The sequence below is a fragment of the Rummeliibacillus sp. NPDC094406 genome (genome assembly GCF_044763875.1).
Lineage (GTDB): Bacteria > Bacillota > Bacilli > Bacillales_A > Planococcaceae > Rummeliibacillus.
Window position 1 is genome coordinate 140,773 of record NZ_JBIWGZ010000007.1, and the last position, 21,917, is coordinate 162,689.

Sequence of the window (21,917 nt, forward strand, 5' to 3'; positions counted from 1 at the left end):
TGAACTGGAATTCAAAATTGTTATGTTGAGTATTATATACCAGCAATCAATCAACAGTAAAAAAGTAGAAAATAAACAGGGGGTAATATCATGTCTGAGAAATACATTATGGCTTTAGATCAAGGAACAACTAGTTCACGTGCAATTTTATTTGATCAATCAGGTAGCATCTTCCATACAGCACAACAAGAATTTCCGCAATACTTTCCACAATCAGGATGGGTAGAACATAATCCGGAAGAAATCTGGAGTTCCATTTTATCAGTTATTGCTGGTGTGCTTTCAGAGAAGAATGTAAGCGCTGACCAAGTTGTAGGTATTGGTATTACAAACCAACGTGAAACAACTGTTGTTTGGGATAAAAACACTGGTGAACCTATTTACAACGCGATTGTTTGGCAATCTCGTCAAACAGCAGGCATCTGTGATGAGTTAAAAAAACAGGGCTATAACGATTTATTCCGAGACAAGACAGGTTTATTAATCGACGCTTACTTTTCAGGAACAAAAGTAAAATGGATATTAGATCATGTTGAAGGAGCTCGCGAGAAAGCTGAAAACGGGGATCTGTTATTTGGCACAATCGATACTTGGTTAATCTGGAAGTTATCAGGTGGGAACGTACATGTTACAGACTATACCAATGCTTCTCGTACATTAATGTACAATATCCATGAGTTGAAATGGGATGAAGAATTACTAGAAATTCTCGGTATTCCAGCTTTAATGCTTCCCAAAGTTCGTCCTTCTTCAGAAATTTATGGAACAACAAGTACAACGCATTTCTTTGGTCAGCAAGTTCCAATAGCAGGAGTGGCAGGGGATCAACAAGCAGCATTATTTGGTCAGGCATGCTTTGAAAAGGGTATGGTAAAAAATACTTATGGTACGGGATGCTTCATGTTAATGAATACTGGTGAAACAGCAGTTAAATCTGAACATGGGCTATTAACAACAATTGCATGGGGAGTTGACGGCAAAGTAAACTATGCATTAGAAGGTAGTATTTTCATTGCTGGATCAGCTATTCAATGGTTACGAGATGGTTTACGTATGTTCCGTACTGCTGATGAAAGTGAACGCTACGCTGAAAAAGTAGATTCTACTGAAGGTGTATATGTAGTTCCTGCATTTGTAGGTTTAGGAACTCCATATTGGGATAGTGATGTGAGAGGAGCAGTATTTGGTTTAACTCGTGGAACGCAAAAAGAACACTTCATTCGTGCGACATTAGAATCCCTTGCCTATCAAACAAAAGACGTATTAGATGCAATGGAAGCTGATTCAGGGATCTCCCTGAAAACATTACGAGTAGATGGAGGAGCAGTAGCAAACAATTTCTTAATGCAATTCCAATCTGATGTACTAAATGTACCTGTAGAACGTCCTTCTATTAACGAAACAACAGCTCTAGGTGCTGCCTATCTTGCAGGGCTTGCTGTTGGGTTTTGGAAAAGTACAGATGCAATATCAAAACACTGGCATTTAAATAAACAATTCATTCCAGAAATGACTGCAGTCAAACGTGAAAAATTATACACAGGTTGGCAAAAAGCTATTCGTGCTGTACAAGTATTTAAATAGTAAAAGCGTAAGTGGCTCGTCCTGAATACAAATAAAAATAATAGCTTGAGCTTGCCACTTGAATGTAGCAAGCTATTTCCTTATTTCACCGTTTTTTCAGGTAGTGGATATTTAATTGCGTTTTTCACCAATTTATCTTTCACTGCTTTTTCTAAATCCACGTGCATACAATCAGCCATCTGAATAAGATATATTAAGACATCTGCCATTTCATCGACAATCGCTTGTTTATCTTTCCCAATGGATTCTTCAGCGTTTGTCCATTGAAAACATTCCAGAAGTTCATTTGCTTCAAGTGAGATGGAAATGGCTAAATTTTTTACATCATGGTTGTCAGTCCAGCCACGATCATTACGGAACTTTAATACTTCTTTCGTTATTTCTTGCATATTGTAACCCACTTTCGATAAAGAATATAATAAGTTCATTATATAGAAATTTGTCGAAATAGAAAGTTGCTACTAAATGTTTAAAAGGACGGGATTATAGATGAAAACACAATTGAAGGATATAGAGCCGAGGCTAAATGAGATATTCGACTATTTACATGCTAATCCGGAGATTGCTTGGCAAGAATATAATACGACAACTTATATCACCAATCTTTTAAAGCAAGAAGGCTATGAGGTGCATACCTTTTCAAATAGCACAGGATTATATGTGGAAATTGGTCATGGTAAGCCAGTTATTGGTTTACGTACAGATTTGGATGCATTATTGCAAGAAGTGGATGGGGAAATGCGAGCGCACCATTCTTGTGGACATGATGGGCACATGACGATGATTATAGGTGTGCTCTTAATGATTAAAAAACTTAAAACACAATTTAAAGGTACTTTACGAGTATTATTCCAACCTGCTGAGGAAAAAGGTGAGGGTGCCCTTTCTTTTGTAGAAAGAGGTCTTATAGATGATATCGATTATTTGTTTGGTGTTCATTTAAGGCCGATTCAAGAGTTGGAAGATGGAACTTTTTCACCAGCCATACACCATGGTGCATCGATGATGATTGCTGCAGAAATTTATGGAGTAGAGGCACATGCTGCTAGACCGCATCTAGGGAAAAATGCGATTGAAATTGGTAGCAGCTTAGTTGAAGCATTAAAATCGATTCATATTGATACGATGATTCCTTATTCTGTAAAGGTTACAAGATTTCATTCAGGTGGAGAATCTGGGAATATTATTCCGGGGAAAGCTTTTATTAATTTAGATGTAAGAGCACAAACGAACGAAGGTATGAAGGAACTTGTAGATGATATTCATCGGATAGTAGAAGCAATTAGTAAATTGTATGATGCAAGTATTGTATTAAAGGTTTTGACGGATATTGTAGCAGCAAAAGTGAATGAGGAAGCACAAGAAATTTTAGAACATGCAATTATTCAATCTGTTGGGCATGAAAAAATAAGACCACCTCTTTTCTCACCAGGCGGAGAGGACTTCCACTTTTATACGTTAGAACGCCCCAATGTTAAAGCTACGATGTTAGGTGTTGGTTGTAACCTAAAACCTGGGTTGCATCATCCTAAAATGACATTTAATAGAGAGCAATTAATTACAGGAGTAGAGATTTTAACACGAACTGTTTTATGTGCATTTGAATATGCCAAATTGAAGCAAGAAATAACACACTAAAGATTAGGAGAGTGGTGACGTTGAAGATTGATCATGTGACCATTCGACAACTAAAAATGCGTATGAAATCGCCGTTTGTAACGAGCTTTGGGTCCGTACAGGATAAACAATTTCTAATTGTAGAAGTAAAAGATGCAAACGGTTTAACTGGTTATGGAGAAGGGGTAGCTTTTGAGGTACCTTGGTATACAGAAGAAACGATGAAAACAAGCTGGCATCTATTAGAGGATTTTCTTATACCAATGGTATTGCATAAGGAAATAGGACATCCATCTGAAGTAAGTACAATATTTCATTCGATTCGCCGAAATAATATGGCAAAGGCTGCTATTGAGACAGCCATGTGGGATTTATATGCAAAACAAAATAAAATACCTCTAGCAACAGCTTTAGGCGGAACGAGAAAGGCCGTAGAAGTAGGAGTCAGTATCGGTATTCAATCAACAACTGCCGAACTTTACGAAAAAATTGATCATGCATTAAAAGAAGGCTATAAACGCATTAAGGTAAAAATAAAACCAGGATTAGATATTTCTCTTATCCATGCAATACGTGAACGATATCCTGAGGTTCCTTTAATGGCGGATGCAAATTCGTGCTATACATTAGAGGACCTTCCATTATTAAAAGCATTAGATCAATATAATTTATTAATGATAGAGCAACCTCTTGCTGCAGATGATATTTTAGAACATGCAAAATTGCAGAAACAAATTAACACCCCCATTTGTTTGGACGAGAGTATTTGTTCATACGATGATGCTAAAACAGCCATTGAACTAGGGAGTTGTGGGGTAATCAATATAAAATATGCTCGTGTGGGTGGTTTAACGGAAGCAAAGAGAATTCATAATTTATGCGAAGAAAATAATATAAAAGTTTGGTGTGGCGGGATGCTGGAGGCCGGTGTAGGTCGAGCGCATGCGGTAGCATTAACAACATTATCAAATTTTGTATTGCCAGGAGATACTGCAGGGTCTAGCCATTATTGGGAGGAAGATATTATAGAGCCTGAAGTCGAAGTAAAAGAAGGACTTATCAATATCCCACACGAACCAGGCATTGGTTATCGTATCAATTTTTCTGCATTAGATCGTTATACGGTGAAGCAGTCTCAATATAGTTGAAATTAAAAAAGCTGATTATTCATTAAGTGCAAATGAATAATTAGCTTTTATTAATTAGATAAATATTTTACTCATATAAAGCTCATCTACATAATCTGAATTAATTTTGACAGATTTATTTCTTTGTCCATCAATCGAGAATCCAAATTTTTCGTATAATGAAATGGCTTTTTTGTTTGTTTTAATAACGGATAGTTCTAAACGGGTAATGTTCTTTGCTTGCGCCCATTTTTCAGCCTCGCCCATTAGTGCCGTACCTACACCTTGGTTAGCAAACTTTTCAAGTACGCCGATTATTATTGAAGCACAATGTTTTGAACGTGGTGCATTATTTCCTAAAATAGAAATGACACCACCGATTTCACCATTAATAATTGCTATTAAAATGGTTCCAGAATTGGTAGTCTTCCATTTCGTAATAAGTTTGCGGAAACTCTGTACAGAAATCGTATTATCATTTTTTCCGTATAACATGTAGTCAGATTCTGTAAACAATTGTTGATATAAACCAATTACTTCACGTGAATCATCTAATTCAATCGGACGAATGATATATGTAGCTTGATTGCTAGATTGTGGATATGATTCAGAATTTACAAGATTTGTTGTTGGTTTTTCGAAAGTGACATAATAGCCTAATTGAATATCTGAAACATTGTATCCGTAATCAGTCCAAGCAATAAAATGCTTTAATGGAGGCTTAGTTTTCTTCCACCAGCTTTTATTTAGAAAAGAGGCGTTAGGTAGCGGTTGGCCCATAATGGTTTCAATTTCAGAGAAGGTTAAGGTAAGTTTATCTTCTGTGGTTGCTTCAAAGTAAGCAGCTAGTGGTATGTATTTTTTTTCGATCTTTTTTTCCATTTAAACCCCTCTTTATTTTTGATAAATAATATATAGAAATATTAACATAGGATGAAAATGAATTGTACGGTTTTTTCACGTAGTATTCACTTGACAGAAATTTCATTTCATTGTTTTTTAGACTAGTAAGTTTCCTTTATGGATATGCTCTGTCCTAAAAGGAACTTTCATTCTTTTTCATTACTAGTTGTGATAAAATAAAATCGAAAATTGTAGATAAATTTTAGGAGGAATTATTATGAGTAAAGTCCTTGTTTTCGGACATAAAAACCCTGATACAGATACAATTACATCTGCGTTAGTATATGCATACTTAAAACAACAAATTGGAGTCGAAGCTGAAGCTGTTCGCTTAGGTGAACTAAACAATGAAACAGCTTATGCGTTAGAAAAATTTGGATTCGAAGCACCTCGCTTGGTTGAAAAAGTTGCTACTGAAGCGGCTCAAGTAATCCTAGTTGATCACAACGAACGTCAACAATCTGCAGATGATATCGCAGAAGTACAAATCACAGAAGTAATCGATCATCACCGTATTGCTAACTTTGAAACTGCGGATCCATTGTACTATCGTGCAGAACCAGTAGGTTGTACAGCGACAATTCTAAATAAAATGTTCAAAGAAAATGATGTTGATATCCCTGCAAATTATGCTGGTTTAATGCTTTCAGCTATCATTTCTGATACATTATTATTCAAATCGCCAACTTGCACAGAACAAGACGTAAAAGCTGCAAAAGAACTTGCTGAAAAAGCTGGTGTTAATGCAGAAGAATACGGTCTTGCTATGTTAAAAGCTGGTGCTGATTTAAGTGATAAATCTCTAGAAGATTTACTTTCTCTTGACGCAAAAGAATTCTCAATGGGTGATAATAAAGTAATCATCGCACAAGTAAATGCTGTTGACGTAAACGATGTTCTTAATCGTCAAGCTGAGCTTGAAACATTACTTAATAAAGAAGTTGAAGAAAAAGGTTTGGATTTATTCTTCTTCGTTGTAACGGATATTCTAAATAATGATTCAGTAGCTGTACCAGTAGGTAAAGTAGCAGAAAAAGCAGCTCCAGCATTTGGCGCTTCTCTAGAAAACAACCGTGTTGTACTAAAAGGCGTTGTATCTCGTAAAAAACAAATCGTTCCTGCATTAACTGATGCTTTAAAATAATGATTTGAAATCGAAAAGGCTGTCCAATTCATCATTCGAGTTGGACAGCCTTTTTCATTTTTTTAAATTTAATGGTTTTACAGCTGGCCCTTCTAATACAGAGCCGTCTTTTGCAAATCTAGAGCCATGGCATGAACAATCCCACGTTTCATCTGCTTCATTCCATCTTGTTTTACACCCCAAATGTGTGCATCTAGGCATAGAGCTCCTAGTAACATATCCTCCTATTAAATCTACAGCCGTTTGACCGCCTACCTTTAACGCTTGCCACAAAGCATCACCAATTGTCGTATGTTTTGGAGAATATAGTTCAATCCCGGCATTAGGGCGTCCTAAAATACCATCGCTTACAATTTGACCTGCAACCAGTGAATTTGATATACCCCATTTTCTAAAGCCAGTTGAAAGCCAAATATTTGGATGACTTGAACTGATTTGCCCTACATAAGGAAGCAAATCTGGCGTTTCGGGATCTTGTGCAGCCCATTTGAATGGAATATCAGTAGCTGCAAAATTTTCGTAAGCTTCTTTTTCTATAGCGTCATAGAAAATATTTGTATTTGATAAGGCACCTGCGCGATGTGATGAACCAACCAGTAATGTGTAGTTGTCACCATCTATTTGGACTGTACGTATTGATCTACCAGGCTGATCAATTGAAAGATATTGCCCTGTATATGGTTCAGAACTTTTGAAAGCTACAATGTATGAACGATTAATTTTGAGTTTTACTAATTGCAAACCGATGATAGCCTCTAACGGATAATGAGAGCAAATAACTAAATCTTTACAGTAAACGGTTTGCTTATTTTCAAGTTCAACATAGGGTTTTGATAGATTAATGTGCTGAACCCGAGAATTTTCATAAAACTTAGCGCCTGCCTTTACAGCCATATCTATAATGCTTTGCCCAAACAGTACTGGATGGATTTGAGCTTGATCTAGCATTGCAACGGATGCCTTTATTCCATATGGTATTTCTCCCTTTTCACCAAAAGTACCGGGTATATGCAATTGTTTATAAGCAGCCCATTCATCCTCTAGCTTCTTTATATTTTGTCCTTCTAAGGTATATAAATAGGATGTTGCAGGCTGTATGATAGAAGAATCTACAAGATCAATAGCAGAAGAAATTGCTTTTTGATTTAGTTCATAATAAAGTAAGGCAGAATCTAATCCAAATTTCTCAATTATTGATTGATAAACAGGACCATGTTGTGCCGTCAATTTTCCTGTGGAATGTCCTGTCGCACCGTGAAGCAATGAATTGCCTTCAAGTAAAATGACTTCTTTACCTGCTTTGGCTAAATGATAAGCAGTCATTATTCCGCTAAGGCCACCACCGATGATACAAACATCTGTCTGTATGGATTCCTCGAGAGATGGTTTAGAATTGGTTCTTATATTTTGCAACCAGATAGATGAGTTCATTGACGAATCTCCTACTTTTTTGAGTAGCATGTGCAATAAGAACAAAATTATACAAAGTAGCAAAAATGCATAAGGATTAAACTAAAAGAAAGCACATTCGTTGACTTAGACTATGCTTTCTTTTAGAATCAATTTACCTCGAATTAAAGATAAATAGATTCTAAAATTAGAAAGCGAGAGATATAAATTGAAAATTGAAGTATGGTCAGATTATGTATGTCCATTTTGTTATATCGGTAAAAGAGAATTAGAAAATGCACTTGAAAAAACAGGCTTTAAAGATCAAGTAGAGGTAGAATTTAAAAGTTATCAACTTAGTCCAGATTCGCCAGCTACTTCAGAACAAAGTATTTATGAAGAGCTAGCAGAAAAATATGGTATATCACTTGAACAAGCGAAAGTACAAACGGAAGGTGTTAAGGCACGTGCACAAGGAGTTGGATTAGCGTATGATTTTGATCGCATGAAACCAGCCAATACTTTTAAAGCACATCGCCTTACAAAATATGCTGAATCTGTAGGTAAAGGTGCTGAAATAAGTGAACGATTAATGCGAGCATACTTTATCGAAACGCAAGAAATCGGATTAACAGATACATTAGTAGATTTAGCAGAAGAAGTTGGTTTAGATCGACAAGCTGTAGAAGATGTCCTAAATGACGATACTTTTGCAACAGATGTACTAACTGATATTCAGAAAGCGTCACAAATAGGTGTTCGAGGAGTACCATTCTTTGTAATCAACGATAAATATGCAATTTCTGGTGCACAACCTGGGGAAGTCTTTGAAAATGCAGTTCGCCAAGTTGCTGAAGAAGATGGCTTGCGACCTAGCTTAAAAATGATGGGGCAAGAGGGTTCAGAAATTTGCACAGACGGTAAATGTGAACTATAAAGTGAAACTTCACTCAATGTTAGTTGAACCAATCGGGCAATTACGGGCAGTTGCTCATCTAGTTATCTTCATGTCTCCTGCTCGAGTCTTGAAGTAATAGCCTTACAGTCTGGTATTGTGGGATAAAGTTAAACAGATAAAAATCAGCCAAAAGTATGAAAGCACATTCGTTGACTTAGGATGTGTTTTCTTTTAAAATCAAATTATCTTGAATTAAAGATAAATGAAATTAGATTATTAAAAAGAGAGTGAGAGATATATTATGACAAACGTATTAGTAGTAAAAGCAAATAACCGTCCTGCTGACCAAGCAGTTTCAAGTAAAATGTATGAAACATTTATGGAAGAACTAAAAGGTTCAGATCTTAACATTTCTGTATATGATGTGTATGAAGAAGATACACCATACTTCGGACAAGACCTTCTTGAAGCATTTGGTAAATTACAAAGTGGTGAAGAATTATCGGATCTACAAAAACGCACACTTGCGGCAAAACAAAAAGCAATGGATGCTATCTCAGCAGCAGATGTAGTAGTATTTGCATTCCCACTATGGAACTTAACAATCCCAGCTAAATTACATACATTTATCGATTATGTATTTGCTGCTGGATTCGCATTCAAATATAATGAAAATGGTAACTTAGTAGGTTTAATGCCAGAGAAAAAAGCAATCTTCTTAAACGCACGTGGTGGTGTTTACTCAACTCCAGAAGCAGCGCCAATGGATATGGGTGTAAACTACATGCGTAACGTATTTGGTGGTATGTTCGGTATGCAAATCATCGATGAAGTAATCATCGAAGGTCACAATGCAATGTCTGATAAAGCACAAGAAATCATTGCTAATGGTTTAGAAGAAGTTAAAGCAGCAGCAAAAGGTTTAAAAGAACTTACTGTTATAGCTTAATAATTAAGAAATAATATGAATCCCGTCGCAAATTAGTGCGTCGGGATTTTTTGTCCATGTTAACTATCAGTTAGCACTATTTAATGGAAGAAGCGGAGTTTTAACGTAAATTATTGTAAGGGCGAATACAATTAAAAAAGAGCGAATAACTCGGCCCAGAGAGCGAATAACTCAACCCAAATAGCCAATAAAAAGCTAGATTGCAATTTAATGCAAAGAAAAAAGCCCACTCGTAGTGAGTGGGCTAATCGGTTAGAATTACTTACGCTGGGTTAGCTTCTAATTCGATTTTGATTTTGATATCTTCACCAACTAGTACGCCACCTGTTTCAAGTGCTGCGTTCCAAGTTAGGCCGAATTCTTTACGGTTGATTTTACCTGTAGCTTCAAATGCTACAACTTCAACGCCCCATGGGTTAGTACCTTTACCGCCGTATTCAACTTCAAAAGTAACAGGTTTAGTAACGTCTTTGACAGTGAAATCACCAGTTAATTTGTATTCGCCTGCGCCTTCAGATTTGATGTCAGTTGCAACGAAAGTCATTTTAGGGAATTGTTCTGCATCAAAGAAGTCTGCAGATTTTAAGTGGTTATCACGATCTTCGTTGTTTGTATTTACGCTGTTTACATCGATTTCAAATTTGATAGATGCACCAGTTAAATCTTCTGGATTTGCATCGATATCAGCTGTAAATGAATCGAATCCACCTTTTACTTTTGAAATCATCATGTGTTTTACTTCGAAACCTAAGTTAGAGTGTGCTGCATCAACATTAAATTTTGTCATTTTAAAATTCCTCCTAAACAATGTTTGTTTTGTTATATTTATCATAATACATTATTATCTTGAAATCAAGATGTATTAATTAAAGATAATAATAGGGTGTGAGTCACGCATTTTTAACAGTAAAAATCATACCGTTATGATTTGGATCTTTAACAATTATATTTCCTTCAACCTCTTCAAATGAAACTTGGCATTCATTTAAGTTTTGTTTCAATTTGTTTAATTCATCGATTGAAGAAAGAATTAATGAATAGTTAATTAAGCCACTTGCAATACTTGGCGATAATGGTGCACCAACACCATTCCATACGTTTGCTGCTATATGGTGGTGATAGCCGCCCGCTGACATGAAGAAAGCAGAGTTCATAAAGTTTGTTTTTAATTCCAAACCAAGTGCTTCTAAATAGAAGCGGCTTAAATTGCCGTTTAGTTCAGAAACAGTTAAGTGCATATGTCCTAAAATAGTGCCTCGTGGAAAACCTGTCCATTCACGTTCAGGATCAAATAATGCCATAATGCCATTAAAATCGACAGGTAATGTATCTGTATCAATTCCACCGTCATCATTAATTGCCCATTCAATTCGTGGTCTGTCACGGTAAATCTCAATCCCATTACCTTCAGGATCTGTTAAATAGAATGCTTCAGAGTACAAGTGATCACCTGCACCGCTAAATGGAGCTTTCATTTCCATAAGATTGCCCACCATATATGCAAGATCTTCGCGACTGGGTACTAAAATAGCGAAATGATAAAGGCCTGTAGTTCGTGGTGGTTTAGGTACCACATCTTCACTAGCTGTTAATATAAGAATAGGTTCAGAACTTCCTGCACCAAAGATGACTTCGGTATGTGATTCGTTTAATAAATTGAAACCCAATGCTTGATAAAATTTCTTTTGAGTTTCAATTGATTGAACACGCAATTGTACATAACCTAATTGCATATTAGGATCTAATTTGAATGTCAAAGTAGTTCCTCCTCTCGAATTCTTTTAACTTACTTTTCGTAACCTACTATAAAACAGTAAATTAATTACGTCAAGTAATTAAGTTACGAAAAGTTTACTTTTTTTTTGATTGTCGGTACAATATAGTTATTAGAGGTGAAAAATATGAAGGAAACAGCACTATGTCCACGATTATCAAAAGCGATGGATTTGATCGGCAAACGGTGGGTTGGTCTAATTTTATATGAATTACTAGAAGGGCCAAAGCGCTTTAACGAAATTGAAACAGCACTTCCTATTAGTGGTCGTTTACTGTCAGAACGTTTAAAGGAATTGGAAAAAGAAGGGCTTGTAGAGCGCCAAGTTTATACAGAAGTACCAGTTCGTGTTGAATATAGTCTTACAGAAATGGGATTAAGCTTAAAAGATGCGATAGATGCTATTGAAATTTGGTCCAAAAGATGGCTTTAAGTGAATTTTGCTTGTAAAAAAGGCGTTGTATATTCATACTTAATGAAGGAAAAGAAAGTATGAAAGGAATGGACTTTCCATTATGAAAGAACAATGGGTCAAAGATTTATCTACGATTGTAAATCCTCAAGATGTTAAAATAGATGAACCACTAAAAAACTATACAATGACAAAACTTGGAGGCAATGCAGATGTATTTGTAATGCCCTCTACAGAAGAAGCAGCAGCTGAAGTTGTGAGATATGCACATCTTCACAAAATACCAATCTTTTTATTAGGGAATGGCTCGAATATGGTCATTAGAGACGGTGGTATTCGAGGTATTGTTTTAAATCTTTCAAAACTAGATCAAATTTGTATTGACGGAACAACTGTCTATGCACAATCAGGAGCGCTTATTATAGACGTTTCAAAGGCAGCCGCTGCCAAATCTTTAACTGGTCTTGAATTTTCTTGCGGTATTCCGGGTTCTATCGGTGGAGCAATGGCGATGAATGCTGGAGCATACGGTGGTGAAATTAAAGATGTCATCGTAAGTTGTAAAGTATTAACACCGACTGGCGATGTATTAGAACTTTTAAAAGAACAATTAGAACTAGGCTATCGCAAAAGTATAATTGCTAAGAATGGTTACTATGTTTTATCTTCTGTCTTCGAATTACAAAAAGGTGACCAAGAAACAATTGATGCAACGATTGCTGATTTAACTTTTAAACGCCAATCAAAACAACCGCTTGAATATCCTTCTGCAGGAAGCGTATTCAAACGACCTCCAGGTAATTTTGCTGGTAAGTTAATCCAAGATAGCGGAATGCAAGGTAAAGGTGTAGGCGATGCGGAAGTTTCTACGAAGCATGCGGGCTTTATCATTAATAAAGGCAATGCAACCGCAAGTGATTACATTGATACAATTCATATGGTTCAAAGAGTTGTAAAAGAAACATTTGATATAGATCTTGAAACAGAAGTTAAAATCGTTGGGGAAGATTTGCCAACTAACAAAAATTAAGACACTATAATATAGAAGCGTTTCAAAGATAGCGCCTTTCGTTAATATATACGGAAGGCGTATTTTTTTACATAGGGAGATTTTAGCAATGAAATTTATATCATGGAATGTAAACGGAATTCGTGCTTGTTTGAAAAAAGGGTTTATAGATTATTTCAATGACATGGATGCAGATTTCTTCAGTATTCAAGAAACAAAATGCCAAGAGGGACAAGTAGAAATTGAGTTACCTGGTTATTATCAATTTTGGAACTATGCACAGCGAAAGGGCTATTCTGGAACAGCTATCTTCACAAAGCATGAGCCACTATCTGTGAGATATGGTGTAGGTGAAGAGGATGCACAAGAAGAAGGCCGAATTATTACGTTAGAATATGAAAATTTCTATTTAGTTAATGTCTACACCCCAAATTCAAAACGAGATTTAGCACGTTTAGAATATCGTGTAGTTTGGGAAGATGAATTACGTGCCTATTTAAAATCATTAGATGACGTAAAACCGGTTATTTACTGCGGCGATTTAAATGTGGCACATGAAGAAATTGATTTGAAAAATCCTAAAGCTAATATAGGTAATTCTGGTTTTACAGATGAAGAAAGAGGTCGAATGACCAGATTATTGAATTCTGGTTTTACGGATTCATTCCGCTATTTATATCCAGATTTAACGGATCACTACACTTGGTGGTCTTATATGAATAAAGTACGCGAACGAAATATTGGATGGCGTATCGATTACTTTATTCTTTCTAATCGTTTACAGGAAAAGATTAGGAAAGCTGAGATACATGACAACATTTTAGGTAGTGACCACTGCCCAATTATGTTGGAAATACAATAAAACAACAGATTAGATATTGAACACTCGTTTTAATAAAAGCGGGTGTTTTTTATTTTGCTTTATGGGATAAAGTGATGCTTTTCCGAATATAGAGAAGTTAGGAGGGATACGTATGGAGAAAAAAAGGAAACGCCCATTATGGAAATGGCTTTTGTATATACTTGGTCCGCTGATTGTTGTCATAGTTGGAGCAACGTGGTATGTCAATTATTATATCGATAAATCTAAACCTCAAATTGTAGGAGAAGTTATTCTAGAAGGAATTGATCAAGATGTTAAAGTGACGAGAGATGAAAAAGGCGTACCTCATATAGATGCAAAAACAGATGCAGACCTTTACCGTGCACAAGGCTATGTACAAGCGCAAGATCGTTTATTCCAAATGGATTTATCTAGAAGAAAAGCAAGCGGCATGCTATCAGAGGTAGTTGGTAAATCTACACTTAAGACTGATAAATTTTTTAGAACCTTCAGTCTTAGAGATGCTGCCAAAAAGTCTTACGATGGCTATTCAAAGGAAGCAAAACAAGTGCTTGCTTGGTATGCAGAAGGGGTTAATGATTTTATCAAACAAGCTAAAAAAGAAGGCACCTTGCCATTTGAGTTTAAATTATTAGGGTATGAACCTGAGCCATGGACAGAAATTGATTCCTTAACTATTGGAAAATACATGGCGTATGATTTAGGTGGGAATTGGGATATGCTCGCCTTTAGACATTGGGCGTTAACAAATTTAACTCCAGACGAGGTGCAAGAGATAATGATACATTATCCTGATAATGCCAAGCCTATTATTGAAGAGAACCTTGCACATACAGTCAAAGTATCTGGTCAATTTGATTCGTCACTTATTCCAAATGAATTTAATGGTAGTAATAACTGGGTTATATCTGGTGACAAAACAAAAAGTGGCAAGCCATTACTAGCAGATGACCCACATTTAGGATTAAGCACACCTTCCGTGTGGTATCAAATGCATCTTACTTCTCCAACGCAAAATGTAAGCGGAGTTATTTTCGCAGGCATTCCAGGGATTATATTAGGACATAATGAAGATATTGCTTGGGGCGTTACAAATGTAGGTCCGGATGTTCAGGATTTATATATTGAAATGCCAAATCCCGATAATCCGACTCAATTCAAATATGAAAACAAATGGGAGCAAGCAAAAGTACGGAAAGAAAAGATTAAAGTAAAGGGTCAGAAGCCTGTAGATTATAAAGTCATTGTTACGAGACATGGACCTGTTATTTCAAATCTGGCATTCAAAAAGGAAAAGCCAACAGCTGTCTTTTCGATGCAGTGGACGGCTTTACAGTCAACCCAGGAATTACAAGCAATTTTGAATATGGACCGGGCTACAAATTGGACTGAATTTGAAAAAGCTCTACAAGATTTCAAGGCACCTGCTCAAAACTTTGTGTTTGCTTCAGCAAAAGATGGAATAATTGCTTATAAAGCAAATGGGCTTATTCCGATTCGCAAAAGAGGAGATGGTCAATTCCCTGTACCAGGTTATTCAGCTGATTATGGTTGGAAAGGGTATATTGATTTTGATAAATTACCGACAGTCATTAATCCAGATAACGGTTATATCGCTACAGCTAATAATAAGGTAGTAGGTAGTGGATATCCATATCATATTACGGATTTTTGGGCGCAGCCATATCGCTTTGAGCGAATCGTAAGGATGTTAGAGGAAAAAGACGATTTCACTGTAGAAGATATGGAGAAAATGCAGTTAGATACGGAGAATTTATATGCGGAAGAATTTTTGCCTAATATGATTCACTCTGTTGAAAAGCAAGGAAAGTTAAAGGATGTTATGAAATTAATGAAAGAATGGGATTACCAAGATTCTATTTCCGAAGGTGCACCACTTGTTTACCATCTATGGATGCTTAATATTCAAAAGCAACTCTTTAAGAAATCCATGCCTGCGGATGTTTATGATATGATGCCTGGAAAATATAATATTGCAGATGAATTGTTACGCCAAGCATATAAAGGAAAACCAGGGGAATTTGTTGATAAGGCTGGCGGCATCGATGAACTTGTAACGAAAGCTTTGCAAGAAACAGTAAATGAAATAAAAGAATCCTATGGAGATGATCTAACAAAATGGCGGTGGGGAGATTATCATCAAGTTGTATTCAAACATCCTTTATCCTCTGCTTCTCCAATTTTAGCTTATCTACTAGATTCAGAGAAAAAACCAGTATCGGGTTCAAAGGTGACTGTTCGGGCAGCTGCCCCAGATAAATCGGGTATCGTTAATCATGGTGCATCCTGGCGATTTGTAGCCGATTTAAGTGACTTATCGAAGGCCTATCATATCGTTGGACCAGGGCAAAGCGGGCATTTAAGATCCAAGTGGTATCATGATCAAGTTGACGATTGGGTGAAAGGAACATATCATGAAACTGTGATCAATGGTAAGATATCAAACGGTTATATACTAATATTGAAAGCAAAGTAATAAGAAAATTAACTTGAAACGGGTACACTCCTCACCATCTTGTGTGTTAGTTAAACCAAGCGGGCTTTTACGGGTAGTTGATCTACTGTTTATCAACATAACCTTGGAGTAAGTCATGGATAGTGGAGTTTTTACTGCTCGTTAAATCAGGTTAAATTGAAGGTGCATTAAGTGTTAAAAAATATGATAGCAGTAGTACTAGGTGGAATGTTGGGCACCTTGATGCGTTATGGTGTCATTCTTAACGTGCCAACTGAATGGATGCTGTGGATAGCAAATGGTTTAGGTAGTTTCGTTATGGGTGTGTTTAATGGTTTATTCACACGTTTTCCACAGTATGCAGGTTGGAAGCTATTTTTGACGACTGGAATGCTCGGTGCATTCACAACGTTTTCCACATTTTCAGCAAGCTGGTTTAAATTAATGCAAGAAAATGTAGTAATGGCGATTGTTTATGCCATCATGATGACTGTAGTATGTATTGTATTAGCATCGTTTGGCTTTTTACTAGCTGCGCCTAAAAAGAAAGCAGGTGAGCGGTGATGATTTGGCTTGTACTTGCTATAGGTGGTGGAATAGGTGCTGCGGCACGTTATGGCGTAGTTTTATGGATGGAGCATAAAGAACAGCCATATTACGTAGCGACATTTATCGTGAATAGTGTTGGTTCATTGTTAATAGGGTTATCACTTCATATCGCAGTAGACCAACAGTTATCCACAGCTTTCTTTGCTACTGGCTTTTTAGGAGCATTTACGACGTTTTCCACATTTGCATTTGATACGGTTAAATTGATACAAGAAAAAGATGGCCGTGGTGTATTCTTGTATCCGGTTTTAACACTATTTGCAGGGATTATCCTGGTAACACTGGGATGGCAAATAATATGAAAAAAGATTGGCTATGAGCCAATCTTTTTTTTATCAAATTCAGCTTTCTTTACAACACGATTTTTTCGTCCAACAGTCGTTTCAGCATGCAATAAAGATTGGTAAATAGATTCTTCAGTGGCTTCAATGGTTGCTTGGAAAAGATCATTCATTAATTTTGAATCATCTCGTACAAATGCTACAGGTTCGCCAATCGATGAAGCTGATTGATGTGGGATTGTATAAGCCGTTGAAAAAGCGATAATAATATCGCCACTGCCATTATGAATGTGTGTGCCTGTGCGTCCAAGTCCAATAGCAGCTCTTTTTGCAAGACGTTTTAATTGGCGATCGCTAACTAGTGCATCAGTTGCAACGACAATGATAACAGAGCCATCAGGTTTTTCGATAGGAGAATCTTGCTGCCAGTTTGCAAAACGACATTCACCAGCATTGCCAAAATTCGTGAGTGACAACACTCCTACTGTAAAACGTTCACCGTCTCGCTCGGCAATTCTTGAAGATGACCCGATACCACCTTTTTGTTCGTAACAAATCATCCCTTTTCCAGCCCCAACAGCCCCTTGTTTGAATGGTGCCTGTTTCGCATTATGTATAGCAGATATAGCGTGTTGAGGCTTCACTGCACGAAGTCGCATGCTATTTAAATGACTATCGTTACATTCACCAATAATAATATTAAGAGAACTAGTTGAATCACCAATGCTCGGATTTTGCTCGAGCATATAATCTAAAGTGCCCTCTAAAACAGCTGCCACACTAAATGTATTGGTAAGCATAATAGGAGACTCCACAACACCCAATTCTTCCACTTGAACAAGTCCAACAGTTTTGCCAAAACCATTTAGCACAAAGCTTGCTGCAGGAACCTTTTGTTCAAATAGATTGCCATCATGTGGCAAAATGGCCGTTACCCCTGTGCAAATCGTATCCTCTTCGTTTATTTTTTCGTATAACGTAACATGTCCAACATGAACATTCGGAACATCTGTAATCAAATTCCAGTGCCCCTTTTTCATAGAACCACCCCTTTTGCTATTTTTACCAATATACCTAATTAGTTACTCTTTCTCAATTCTTTTTAACAATCAAACGGATATTTGAATAACATTTGGAAAACAATTATACTAAGACTATCAAAAACACTCAAACATACATTTGAATGAAGGAAGTGAAGAAATATGGATAAAGAAATGTGTGAAATTACAAAAGTAAATGAAGAAGCAGTTGAAAGAGTTCAAAATCAAATGCCTGAGTTAACAGATTTAGCTCAATTTTTTAAAGCATTAGCAGATGAAACAAGACTCAAAATAACTTATGCTCTAACTATTGAGGATTCACTTTGTGTCTGTGATGTAGCAAACGTTATTAGATCATCAAATGCAACAGCATCACATCATTTAAGGTACTTAAAGGACCATGGTTTAGCAAATTCACATCGGAAAGGTAAGATGGTATATTACGCATTAGCGGATTCCCATGTTAAACAGCTAGTTGAAATTGCTTATGAACATTCGAAAGAAGGCGCATGCAATGAAAAAAACTAACACTCAAGAATATCGATTACAAAATTTGTCCTGTGCTAATTGTGCAATGAAATTCGAAAAAAATGTACAAAGTATTCCTACAGTAGAAGAGGTACAATTAAATTTTGGAGCAGCTAAGCTGACTGTGAAGGGTGATGCTTCAATTGAACAACTATGTGAAGCGGGAGCATTTGATGGCATAAAAGTAGTGCCCGCTTCATCCAGAGAAGAAGTGCATATTCCGTTTTATATGAAAAAAGAAAATATCCTAGCTGGTATTTCGTTATTATTTGTAATTGCAGGTTACTTGATGAGTGTATTGCAAGGTGAGGATCACATAGCAACAATTGGTCTATTCTTTATCGCCATTGTGATAGGTGGCTTTACTATTTTCAAAGATGGGTTTAAAAACTTATTCCATTTTGAATTTGATATGAAAACATTAATGACCATTGCGGTAATCGGTGCGGTCGTTATTGGTGAATGGAAAGAGGGAGCCGTTGTCGTTTTTCTCTTTGCAGTTAGTGAGGCACTTGAGGGCTATTCTATGAATAAGGCAAGACAGTCCATTCGGCAGTTAATAAATATTGCACCAGCTACAGCGCTTGTTCGTCGCAATGGTGAACTGGTCGAATTAGCTACAGAAGATGTACAAATTGGAGATGTCCTTATCGTGAAGCCAGGACAAAAAATTGCTATGGATGGCGAAATCGTTGGTGGAATGTCAACAGTGAACCAAGCACCTATTACGGGCGAATCTATTCCAGTCAAAAAAGCGGTTGGAGATGAAGTTTTCGCAGGTACATTAAATGAAGAAGGCGTTCTTGAAGTTAACGTCACAAAACACGTGAAAGATACAACAATTGCGAAAATCATTACTTTAGTAGAAGAAGCCCAAGCAGAAAAAGCACCTTCTCAAAAATTTGTAGATAAATTTGCGAAATATTACACTCCTGTAATTATTCTTATTGCAATAATTGTAGCAATTGTACCTCCACTGATTGACGGTGATTGGCATCACTGGATTTATCAAGGGCTAGCAGTACTAGTTGTTGGCTGTCCGTGTGCTTTAGTCATTTCTACACCTGTAGCTATTGTTACTGCGATTGGCAATGCAGCAAGACAAGGGGTGCTGATTAAAGGTGGCATACATCTTGAACAGCTTGGACATATCCAAGCCATCGCATTTGATAAAACAGGCACTCTAACAAAGGGTGTACCAGAAGTGACAAACATATTAGCCTTACAAGGCACTTCAGAAGAGCTTTTGATTCGATTAGTGGCAGGCGTTGAACATAGCTCGCAGCACCCTTTAGCAAAAGCGATTTTAAATTATGCAGAAAATGCTTCGATTATCATAGAAAAAGGCATAGATTTTCAATCTGTAACTGGTAAAGGTGCGTACGCAACAGTAAATCATCAACAAATTTTTGTTGGAAGCGTGCAATGGATTCAAGAATTAACTGACATACCAAAAGATATTCTAAAAGAGGTTGAATCACTACAATATGAAGGGAAATCAGTTGTTGTAGCAGCTTCTAAAACCACTTTATTCGGAATCATTGCAATTGCTGATCAGGTTCGCTCAAACAGTAGATATGTATTGCAGGATTTACAATCAATTGGAATCAAGAATACAGTCATGTTAACAGGTGACGCAAAACCAACAGCAGAAACCATTGCAAAACAATTGCATTTAACAGATATTAAAGCAGACTTATTACCAGAAGATAAATTAGAAGCAATGAAAGAATTACAAGAGCAATATGGTTTTGTAGCAATGGTTGGAGATGGAGTGAATGATGCTCCAGCATTGGCGGCAGCGTCTGTAGGTATTGCTATGGGGGGAGCTGGGACAGATACAGCACTTGAAACAGCAGATGTCGCTTTAATGGCTGATGACCTTGGAAAGTTGCCTTATACAATAAGACTTAGTCGAAAAACGTTGCGAATTATTAAAGAAAATATTATGTTTGCATTAGGGTTGAAAATTTTAGCATTACTACTAATCATTCCAGGGTGGTTAACATTATGGATTGCGATTTTTGCAGATATGGGTGCAACATTGTTAGTCGTGCTAAATTCACTACGCTTAATTCGCATTCAAAAATAATACCAATGCAATCGGGGGTTAACAATTGTGAAATTAATCGAATGGACAATGGAAGAACAAGAGCAACTTATTGAGTTTATGACAACAAACGTATGGCCATACCATGAAAATTCCCATCCTGTTCGAGATATTATTGAAAAGGCAATTGATGAAGGTGGCTATGAATCAGATGAATCTAAAACATTTTGGCTTGTTAACGATGACGACCTACAAGTGGGAATGGTGAAAATATATGACCTGCAAGATGACATTCCTCTATTTGACTTACGTATAGCCGGAAAATGGCGAGGAGTAGGTTATGGTACCAAAGCTTTAAAATTAGTAAGTGAATATGTTTTTTCATTGCCGAACAATAAAATACGCTTAGAAGGTCATACTAGACAAGATAATATTGCCATGCGTAAGACATTTGAAAATGCTGGTTTTGTAAAAGAAGCGCATTTACGACAAGCTTGGTATGTCCCTAAGGAAAATGCATATTACGATGCCATTACTTATGGTATTACACGCCAAGACTATTTAGAAGGAAAAACAACACCGGTTAGCTGGGATGACGAGGTCAAAATTGATACGATCAATTATAAAGAGAATTGGGATTTTCCAAGTAGCTTTGAGTCAGAAAGGTTAATCATTAGAATACCTATTATGGAAGATGTAGATACTGTTTGGGAAGCAATCGTACATTCTGCCAAAACATTAAAGCCTTTTATGAAATGGGCACAGACATTGCCTGAAAAAGAAGCAACGAGAGAAAAAATTCGTCAGGCAATTGGTGATTTTGTCACAAGAAAAGATTTAAGATTACATGTATTTCTGAAGGATAGTGGAGAATTTGTCGGTTCTACAGGATTACATAATATCGATTGGACAATTCCAAAATTTGAAATTGGTTATTGGTTAGACGCACGATTTGAAGGAAAAGGCTATATGACGGAAGCTGTTCAAAGAATTTCTCAATTTGCCTTTGAAGAATTAAGAGCTAAACGTCTGGAAATTCGCTGTGATAGTGATAATATTAGAAGTCGGGCTGTAGCAAGTCGTGCACAATTTGAATTAGAAGGTATATTAAAACAAGATAGTAGATCAGCTGATGGAATAACGCTTCGTGATACCTGTATTTATGCTAAGATTCAATAACACTGTTTAAAATGGAAAATTATTGATGCAAAACTTGTTTTCAGCGAGAACCCATCTCATTTATTTATGAATAAAATTCAACTGTTTTGTGCTTATTGTTACGT

The 21,917-nt window shown here is 36.6% G+C and carries 21 protein-coding genes; 15 read left to right on the forward strand and 6 right to left on the reverse strand.

The genetic code is table 11. The annotated features are described in order from the left end of the window. Nucleotides 1-90 precede the first annotated feature (90 nt). Nucleotides 91-1,584 (forward strand): glycerol kinase GlpK, encoded by a 1,494-nt coding sequence (glpK, locus tag ACIQ4I_RS17300; RefSeq protein WP_403098258.1) that lies wholly within the window; start codon nucleotides 91-93, stop codon nucleotides 1,582-1,584. A gap of 80 nt (nucleotides 1,585-1,664) precedes the next feature. Here the strand turns inward: glpK and ACIQ4I_RS17305 are convergent, their stop codons facing one another. Next, entirely contained in the window at nucleotides 1,665-1,973 is a 309-nt protein-coding gene (locus tag ACIQ4I_RS17305) for a nucleotide pyrophosphohydrolase (RefSeq protein ID WP_403098260.1), read from the reverse strand. 100 nt (nucleotides 1,974-2,073) lie between these two features. Between ACIQ4I_RS17305 and ACIQ4I_RS17310 the strand changes: the two genes are divergently transcribed. Together ACIQ4I_RS17310 and menC are read left to right on the forward strand one after the other, a co-directional pair. After that, complete coding sequence (locus ACIQ4I_RS17310) at nucleotides 2,074-3,222, forward strand: M20 peptidase aminoacylase family protein (protein ID WP_403098262.1); 1,149 nt, start codon at nucleotides 2,074-2,076, stop codon at nucleotides 3,220-3,222. A gap of 20 nt (nucleotides 3,223-3,242) precedes the next feature. Next, nucleotides 3,243-4,349: an o-succinylbenzoate synthase gene (gene menC, locus ACIQ4I_RS17315; RefSeq protein ID WP_403098264.1), complete on the forward strand. Its 1,107-nt coding sequence runs from the start codon at nucleotides 3,243-3,245 to the stop codon at nucleotides 4,347-4,349. Nucleotides 4,350-4,403: 54 nt separating this feature from the next. Here the strand turns inward: menC and ACIQ4I_RS17320 are convergent, their stop codons facing one another. After that, nucleotides 4,404-5,210, reverse strand: a complete 807-nt coding sequence (locus ACIQ4I_RS17320) for a GNAT family N-acetyltransferase (RefSeq protein WP_403098266.1) — start codon at nucleotides 5,208-5,210, stop codon at nucleotides 4,404-4,406. A 238-nt stretch (nucleotides 5,211-5,448) separates the two neighbouring features. Here ACIQ4I_RS17320 and ACIQ4I_RS17325 point away from each other — a divergent pair, with 238 nt between their 5' ends. After that, nucleotides 5,449-6,375, forward strand: coding sequence for a manganese-dependent inorganic pyrophosphatase (locus tag ACIQ4I_RS17325; RefSeq protein WP_403098267.1), 927 nt, complete (start codon nucleotides 5,449-5,451; stop codon nucleotides 6,373-6,375). Between the two features lie 54 nt (nucleotides 6,376-6,429). Here the strand turns inward: ACIQ4I_RS17325 and ACIQ4I_RS17330 are convergent, their stop codons facing one another. Then, nucleotides 6,430-7,806, reverse strand: coding sequence for an FAD-dependent oxidoreductase (locus ACIQ4I_RS17330; RefSeq protein WP_403098268.1), 1,377 nt, complete (start codon nucleotides 7,804-7,806; stop codon nucleotides 6,430-6,432). 187 nt (nucleotides 7,807-7,993) lie between these two features. Here ACIQ4I_RS17330 and ACIQ4I_RS17335 point away from each other — a divergent pair, with 187 nt between their 5' ends. Together ACIQ4I_RS17335 and ACIQ4I_RS17340 are read left to right on the forward strand one after the other, a co-directional pair. Next, nucleotides 7,994-8,701, forward strand: a complete 708-nt coding sequence (locus ACIQ4I_RS17335) for a DsbA family oxidoreductase (protein ID WP_403098270.1) — start codon at nucleotides 7,994-7,996, stop codon at nucleotides 8,699-8,701. A 262-nt stretch (nucleotides 8,702-8,963) separates the two neighbouring features. Continuing rightward, nucleotides 8,964-9,611 carry an FMN-dependent NADH-azoreductase gene (locus ACIQ4I_RS17340; protein ID WP_403098272.1) on the forward strand — a complete coding sequence of 216 codons (648 nt, stop codon included), beginning with the start codon at nucleotides 8,964-8,966 and terminating at the stop codon, nucleotides 9,609-9,611. A gap of 262 nt (nucleotides 9,612-9,873) precedes the next feature. On the opposite strand, the gene ACIQ4I_RS17345 is transcribed toward ACIQ4I_RS17340, so the two are convergent. Then, on the reverse strand, nucleotides 9,874-10,398 hold the full coding sequence (locus ACIQ4I_RS17345) for a YceI family protein (RefSeq protein ID WP_403098274.1): 525 nt from the start codon (nucleotides 10,396-10,398) through the stop codon (nucleotides 9,874-9,876). Between the two features lie 103 nt (nucleotides 10,399-10,501). Further along, nucleotides 10,502-11,368: a VOC family protein gene (locus ACIQ4I_RS17350; protein ID WP_403098276.1), complete on the reverse strand. Its 867-nt coding sequence runs from the start codon at nucleotides 11,366-11,368 to the stop codon at nucleotides 10,502-10,504. A gap of 144 nt (nucleotides 11,369-11,512) precedes the next feature. On the opposite strand from ACIQ4I_RS17350, the gene ACIQ4I_RS17355 reads away from it, so the two are divergent. From ACIQ4I_RS17355 to ACIQ4I_RS17380, 6 genes are all read left to right on the forward strand, one after another. After that, nucleotides 11,513-11,818, forward strand: a complete 306-nt coding sequence (locus ACIQ4I_RS17355; RefSeq protein ID WP_397536400.1) for a winged helix-turn-helix transcriptional regulator — start codon at nucleotides 11,513-11,515, stop codon at nucleotides 11,816-11,818. Between the two features lie 79 nt (nucleotides 11,819-11,897). Then, complete coding sequence (murB, locus tag ACIQ4I_RS17360) at nucleotides 11,898-12,827, forward strand: UDP-N-acetylmuramate dehydrogenase (RefSeq protein WP_403098370.1); 930 nt, start codon at nucleotides 11,898-11,900, stop codon at nucleotides 12,825-12,827. An 88-nt stretch (nucleotides 12,828-12,915) separates the two neighbouring features. After that, nucleotides 12,916-13,668, forward strand: a complete 753-nt coding sequence (locus ACIQ4I_RS17365) for an exodeoxyribonuclease III (RefSeq protein WP_403098278.1) — start codon at nucleotides 12,916-12,918, stop codon at nucleotides 13,666-13,668. Nucleotides 13,669-13,780: 112 nt separating this feature from the next. Further along, on the forward strand, nucleotides 13,781-16,147 hold the full coding sequence (locus ACIQ4I_RS17370; RefSeq protein ID WP_403098280.1) for a penicillin acylase family protein: 2,367 nt from the start codon (nucleotides 13,781-13,783) through the stop codon (nucleotides 16,145-16,147). Nucleotides 16,148-16,318: 171 nt separating this feature from the next. Beyond that, nucleotides 16,319-16,690 (forward strand): fluoride efflux transporter FluC, encoded by a 372-nt coding sequence (locus ACIQ4I_RS17375; protein ID WP_403098282.1) that lies wholly within the window; start codon nucleotides 16,319-16,321, stop codon nucleotides 16,688-16,690. Continuing rightward, on the forward strand, nucleotides 16,690-17,037 hold the full coding sequence (locus ACIQ4I_RS17380) for a fluoride efflux transporter FluC (RefSeq protein WP_403098284.1): 348 nt from the start codon (nucleotides 16,690-16,692) through the stop codon (nucleotides 17,035-17,037). Before ACIQ4I_RS17375 ends, ACIQ4I_RS17380 begins: the two co-directional genes overlap by 1 nt. Before the next feature lie 11 nt (nucleotides 17,038-17,048). Here ACIQ4I_RS17380 and ACIQ4I_RS17385 read toward each other — a convergent pair whose 3' ends face one another. Further along, entirely contained in the window at nucleotides 17,049-18,056 is a 1,008-nt protein-coding gene (locus ACIQ4I_RS17385; RefSeq protein WP_403098286.1) for a P1 family peptidase, read from the reverse strand. 162 nt (nucleotides 18,057-18,218) lie between these two features. Here ACIQ4I_RS17385 and ACIQ4I_RS17390 point away from each other — a divergent pair, with 162 nt between their 5' ends. From ACIQ4I_RS17390 to ACIQ4I_RS17400, 3 genes are read left to right on the forward strand one after another with little or no spacing between them, the layout of a single operon-like run. Continuing rightward, a complete protein-coding gene (locus ACIQ4I_RS17390) occupies nucleotides 18,219-18,584 on the forward strand; it encodes an ArsR/SmtB family transcription factor (protein WP_403098288.1) in 366 nt (121 codons plus the stop codon). Continuing rightward, nucleotides 18,571-20,676 carry a heavy metal translocating P-type ATPase gene (locus tag ACIQ4I_RS17395; protein ID WP_403098290.1) on the forward strand — a complete coding sequence of 702 codons (2,106 nt, stop codon included), beginning with the start codon at nucleotides 18,571-18,573 and terminating at the stop codon, nucleotides 20,674-20,676. Before ACIQ4I_RS17390 ends, ACIQ4I_RS17395 begins: the two co-directional genes overlap by 14 nt. A gap of 27 nt (nucleotides 20,677-20,703) precedes the next feature. Then, entirely contained in the window at nucleotides 20,704-21,813 is a 1,110-nt protein-coding gene (locus ACIQ4I_RS17400; protein ID WP_403098292.1) for a GNAT family N-acetyltransferase, read from the forward strand. Nucleotides 21,814-21,917 lie beyond the last annotated feature (104 nt).